The sequence below is a fragment of the Alloscardovia omnicolens DSM 21503 genome (assembly GCF_000420505.1).
GTDB classification, from domain to species: domain Bacteria; phylum Actinomycetota; class Actinomycetes; order Actinomycetales; family Bifidobacteriaceae; genus Alloscardovia; species Alloscardovia omnicolens.
In genome coordinates, this window is sequence record NZ_ATVB01000035.1 from 1 (window position 1) to 3,067 (window position 3,067).

The window sequence follows — 3,067 nt, forward strand, 5'->3', positions numbered from 1 at the left end:
GTTTACCATACTTTTATTGTGGCATGTGAGGGGTACGGGCGCGCTTGAAGTTTGCTAGACTAGAAGCAGGTCCGTGTGAATCAACATAAAAACGTGTTGATTGCGAACCAACTACTACAAAGAGGAGGAGAGGAAGATGAAAATCCGTAGGATGATTATATCTGCGGTGCTTGCGGTGGCTATGTTTGCTCCGTTGGGTACTGCTGTGGCTGTCTCTGCTGAGTCGGATACGTCGGCGGTAACGACTGAACAGACAGATAAAGACAAGAAACAGGATACGTCTACTGGGTCTGAGAATGTGACGGGGGGGGGGTAGTGAGTCTGAGCAGGTAGAATCTGATTCTGCTCCTGTTACTTCGGCTGAGCCTGGTGAGGCTTCGGCCACTCCAGCACCGTCTGAATCAGCTGGTTCTGATCGTGCTGCTACTGCGGACGAGACTGGGCGTGTCACTATGAAAATAGGTAAGCTCGAGAATAATGCCGTTGTTGACGGAAAAACAGATTATTACACCTATGAAACCGTAGATGATGTTGTCGATTTGGATGTATCTGGTAAGGATTATAACCTTCAACGACCGTATTTGATTATTCGTCTCGAGAAGACGGAAAAGATAGAGTTGGAGAAAGTTCTCCTGCCTGAATCTCAAAGTGCTATCTCTACAGAGCGTGGTGATGATGGTAAGTATATCTCGGTGAAGTACACCTATAATACGCTTTCTGGTGGTTACCATAATACCTATCCAATCAGTTTTAATTTTGATGGCAAACATGCTGTTAATGGTGATACTGTGAAGCTGGAGGCCACGTTGTATGAAAATACTGGCAAGAAGGTAACACATGCAGAACGTACGTACACAGCCAAAACCATTGGCTTTAGGCCTTATTCGAGACATGGGGCATCCAATTTAGGTGGCTCTGTCTTTGATACGCATAAGGGAGAGAAGATACCGAAAGATAATCCAGATAAGCTAGAATCAGATGGTCATCGAAATGAATATCCTGCCATTGTTGATTCGATGGATACTAATCTTGCTCCAAAAGGTTCTATACCAATGACAAATTTATTCCTCTCTGTTGCGGTGAAACCGGAAGGTCAACCAGGTATTCAGGGGTTGATGGATTCTAAGAACATCAAAATTGTTGCTACTTTCCCAAAGGGAATAAATCTTCCTAATTTTGATTCGAAAGATAAAGAATACGCCGGTGAAGAATTAGATGATGGTAGCTTGCGTGTAACCTATATGAAAGTAGATCCTGCTTTTGATAGTCCATCTGATTACACGACGAATAATCGAGTATCTTTCCGTATGCACTGGCTGTTGGACTTTACTGGAGCGCCTCTTGAGACCAATCTTCGTATTCCTATTGAGTATTATTACAACGCGAATGATGATCGTAGCGGCGGAACTCTTATTGGTAAACGAGATGAGATTTTCTATTTCGGCAAAAGATTAAGCGTGAAAAACGGAAAATTTGGAATTGGAATGAATGGAGAAGGACGATTAGTTCATTCTGGATGTTCTTTCCAAGGTGGGGAAAGAACATACTACTACCTGAAGGGGCATTTGTACCGTGGAACGTGTGATTTAACTGATGCCGGTGTTGGCTATTATGTGAGTTACTATAACTGGAACAATGGAGCCGGAATATCTAGTCCAGATAGTGGTGGACAGATAAGTATGGTTAAAGACCTTAATTTACATCTCAAGGGTATGCGTGCGGAGGATGTCTACTATAAATCTGTAAAAATCGAAAAGCTAGAAAGCTTAAAGGGAGATGATTCCATTAAAACCGCTGATCTCAAGGAGCTGAAGAAGTTTTTTGAGGAAGGCAGAGTGAAGCTTTTTGGTGTTAAAGAGGATGGGTCTTCTGAGCTTCTAAAAGATAATCTTCAAATTGGAGATAAAATAGATATTGAAGACTCAGCACGTGAATATATAACACTCAAGATAGAGTTTGACGAGCCGGTTAAATTTGATAACATGTGCCTATACGTGCAGGTTTACAACGGATTAATGAAATCCGCGATTACGGAACTTGATAAGCTTGCAGAGGCTACAGAGTTACGTTTTGAAAATCTGGCTTCGGCTACTGTTATCAATGAAGATGCAAATTATAGCCCAGAGTGGAACTTCCTACATATTATGCCGTTGCATCCGCAGATTGGTGCGTACTCGAATCAGGATCAGAGAATCACATACCAATCGGATGAAGAGAAGGCAACGCCTGCTATTGTTCGTGTAGGGCCAAAACTCTTGAAAACGTGGGATTCTGGTAACTATGGTCCATTGAAGACTATTAAAAACATGCGTACTGTTTCTTTGCTTCCTGATGGTTTTAAACTTCAGAAGACAGCAGACAATCCTAACGGCTGGGTTAAGGACACAGGACGTGGCCTATGGGATTGGCAAGGCGTTAAAGAGCCAAAGGTTCAAGAGATTCAAAATTATCATGGCACCGGCAAAACTGCTGTAGTTGTTGACTATGGAGATATTCCGGTTGGCAGTTGGGCGCCAGTTGACTTAAGCCTCATCGCAACCAAGTTCGCAAATCGAGGGAACAATGAGATTATCACTTATGTTTCATATGGAGATAACGACTACATTCGTCCTTACGGATACAACCCGAATGCTCCAAATTCTGGACCATATACAACCAAGGATGAGATTGATGTAGATGATGATGGGGATACATCTGAATTATTTGAGAAGGTCGTATCCATCATCAATTACGTTCCTCCTCTAGAGCTCGTGTTGAATAATCGTGTGAAGTATGATGGCGAGTGGGGTACGGTTGCAACAGGTGAGCTTGGAGATTCACTTTCGTATAAGTTGAATGTCTTTAACAATTCGATTGTGCCAGCTAAGTCGTTGACGGTGCTTGACGTCCTCCCGTATAAGGGTGATCATGCGATTGCTCCGAATGATAAGGGTGAGTATCCTGCTCGTCATTCCTCGTTTGTTACTGGGTTGACTGCGAGCGTAGAGAGTGCTAACGATGATTCTGTTAACTCAATGTTCACTTTCTACTATCAGACATCTGCTCAGGGTGATGATCTGAAGTCTGT

At 42.9% G+C, this 3,067-nt stretch carries 2 protein-coding genes; both read left to right on the forward strand.

The genetic code is table 11. The annotated features are described in order from the left end of the window. The first annotated feature begins 136 nt into the window (after nucleotides 1-136). Nucleotides 137-316, forward strand: a complete 180-nt coding sequence (locus G464_RS0108165) for a hypothetical protein (RefSeq protein ID WP_022856999.1) — start codon at nucleotides 137-139, stop codon at nucleotides 314-316. 136 nt (nucleotides 317-452) lie between these two features. Beyond that, a partial coding sequence (locus tag G464_RS09545) for a hypothetical protein (RefSeq protein ID WP_039777962.1) occupies nucleotides 453-3,067 on the forward strand: 2,615 nt, incomplete at its 3' end.